This window comes from Mesorhizobium sp. M7A.F.Ca.US.005.03.2.1, assembly GCF_003997795.1.
In the GTDB taxonomy this organism is placed as follows: Bacteria; Pseudomonadota; Alphaproteobacteria; order Rhizobiales; family Rhizobiaceae; genus Mesorhizobium; species Mesorhizobium ciceri.
Map to the genome: position 1 here is coordinate 1 of NZ_RZRP01000907.1, position 2434 is coordinate 2434.

3 protein-coding genes are annotated in these 2434 nt (G+C 61.2%); 1 reads left to right on the top strand and 2 read right to left on the bottom strand.

The window, feature by feature from the left end:
• Together groL and groES are read right to left on the bottom strand one after the other, a co-directional pair.
• Positions 1–1449, bottom strand: a 1449-nt coding sequence (gene groL, locus EN991_RS32350) for a chaperonin GroEL (RefSeq protein ID WP_127370267.1), incomplete at its 3' end; no start/stop codon positions are given.
• Positions 1450–1504: 55 nt separating this feature from the next.
• Complete coding sequence (gene groES, locus EN991_RS32355; protein WP_013530718.1) at positions 1505–1819, bottom strand: co-chaperone GroES; 315 nt, start codon at positions 1817–1819, stop codon at positions 1505–1507.
• Positions 1820–2155: 336 nt separating this feature from the next.
• Between groES and EN991_RS32360 the strand changes: the two genes are divergently transcribed.
• Positions 2156–2434, top strand: a complete 279-nt coding sequence (locus tag EN991_RS32360; protein WP_084015824.1) for an usg protein — start codon at positions 2156–2158, stop codon at positions 2432–2434.

Consider the following 2434-nt stretch of genomic DNA (forward strand, 5'->3'; position numbering starts at 1 on the left):
GGTCTGGGCGTTCCAGCCCCAACCGAATTCGCTTTTCTCGCGCAGCTTGCCGACAATGATCGAGCCTTCGGCGCCGGCATTCTCGGCGATCTGCCGGACCGGCGTTTCGATGGCACGGCGCACGATATCGACACCTGTCCTCTGGTCCGCATTGTCGGTCTGCACGGTATCGAGCGCCTTGGCCGCCCGCAGCAAGGCGACGCCGCCGCCGGGCAGCACGCCCTCCTCGACGGCCGCGCGGGTTGCATGCAGTGCGTCGTCGACACGGTCCTTGCGCTCCTTGACCTCGACCTCGGTCGAGCCACCGACCCGGATCACCGCAACGCCGCCTGCAAGCTTGGCCAGCCGCTCCTGCAGCTTCTCGCGGTCATAGTCGGAGGTGGTCTCCTCGATCTGCGCCTTGATCTGTGCGACACGGCCCTGGATCTCTTCCTTGCGGCCGACACCATCGACGATGGTGGTGTTTTCCTTCTCGATCACCACCTTCTTGGCGCGGCCCAGCATCTGCAGCGTTACGTTTTCCAGTTTGATGCCGAGATCTTCCGAGATCGCGGTGCCGCCGGTGAGAATGGCGATGTCCTCCAGCATGGCCTTGCGGCGGTCGCCGAAGCCCGGCGCCTTGACGGCCGCGACCTTGAGGCCGCCGCGCAGCTTGTTGACGACCAGCGTGGCAAGCGCCTCGCCCTCCACATCCTCGGCGATGATCAGGAGCGGCTTGCCAGACTGCACCACGGCTTCGAGCACGGGCAGCATCGCTTGCAGATTGGAGAGTTTCTTCTCGTGGATCAGCACATAGGGCTCGTCGAGCTCCACGCGCATCTTGTCCTGGTTGGTGATGAAATAGGGCGAGAGGTAGCCGCGATCGAACTGCATGCCTTCCACGACTTCGAGCTCGGTCTCGGCGGTCTTGGCCTCCTCCACCGTGATGACGCCTTCATTGCCGACCTTCTCCATCGCCTCAGCGAGGAAGCGGCCGATTTCGGCATCGCCATTGGCGGAGATGGTCCCGACCTGCGCGATCTCGTCGTTTCGGGTGACCTTGCGGGCATTGGTCTTCAGTTCGGCGACCACCGCTTCGACCGCCTTGTCGATGCCGCGCTTCAGATCCATCGGGTTCATACCCGAGGCAACCGCCTTGGCCCCTTCCCTGACGATCGCCTGTGCAAGCACCGTTGCGGTCGTCGTGCCGTCGCCGGCAAGGTCGTTGGTCTTGGAGGCCACCTCACGCACCATCTGGGCGCCCATGTTCTCGAACTTGTCCTCCAGTTCGATCTCCTTGGCGACGGTGACGCCGTCCTTGGTGATGCGCGGCGCGCCGAACGACTTGTCGATGACCACATTGCGCCCCTTGGGACCGAGCGTCACCTTCACCGCATTGGCAAGGATGTCGACGCCGCGCAGCATCTTCTCGCGCGCTTCGGTATGGAATTTCACTTCTTTGGCAGCCATTGGATCACTCCTTTATCTAGGCAGCATTCGTTGACTGGTTGGATACAAGAAGCCGTCAGGCGGCCTTCTTCACTTCGGCGATCTCATCGATGATCCCCATCACGTCGCTCTCCTTCATGATGAGCAGGTCCTCGCCGTCGAGTTTGATCTCGGTGCCGGACCATTTGCCGAACAGGATGCGGTCGCCGACCTTGACATCGAGTTCGACAAGCTTGCCGCTGTCGTCGCGGGCGCCGGGACCGACGGCGAGCACTTCGCCTTCCTGCGGTTTTTCCTTTGCGGTATCGGGGATGATGATGCCGCCGGAGGTCTTCTCCTCGGCTTCAAGGCGGCGGACCAGAATACGGTCATGCAATGGACGGAACGCCATGTCGTTCTCCTCGTGGACAAACAGGTTTTGAGGTTCCTCCGCACCGAACCGGCAATATCGGACCGGTGCGGAACGCCGCGACCCTTCGTCAGGCATCGCGGCGCATATCGAGCTAGTTTTGCCGTTTTTCGGTTTCAAGAGACCAGCGCAAAAATTTTTATACTCGACAAGAAAGAGCGCCAAGGCACTGTTATGGCGTGGCTATTTTCGGAACCCGCGAGCTTCTCGCGGCGTTGTTTGAAGAGGGTCGACAGAACCGATCGGCCCGGCCCGGCATTGGGCGGGTTCGACACAAATGCCCGCCGGCTGGATGCCTCAGCGGAGAAGGAGAAAGACATGGCCGATACGGTCAGCAACGAATTCCGCCTGCAAATGGAAGGTTATGGCCTGACGACGGCCGAAATCCACTATTACCTGCCCGATCATCCAAGCCTGCTTCAGCTCTATGTCTGGCAGGACTATGATCTCGCTCCGGCCTTTCCCGAACTCAAGGGTTTTCTCCAATATTGGGAGCGCGAACTCGATGGTCCGCTCCATTCGGTTCGCGTTGCTCATCACCGGCTCATCCAGCCTTCGGAATGGCGGGCCGTCGAGGGCATAATCACGGTCCACTAG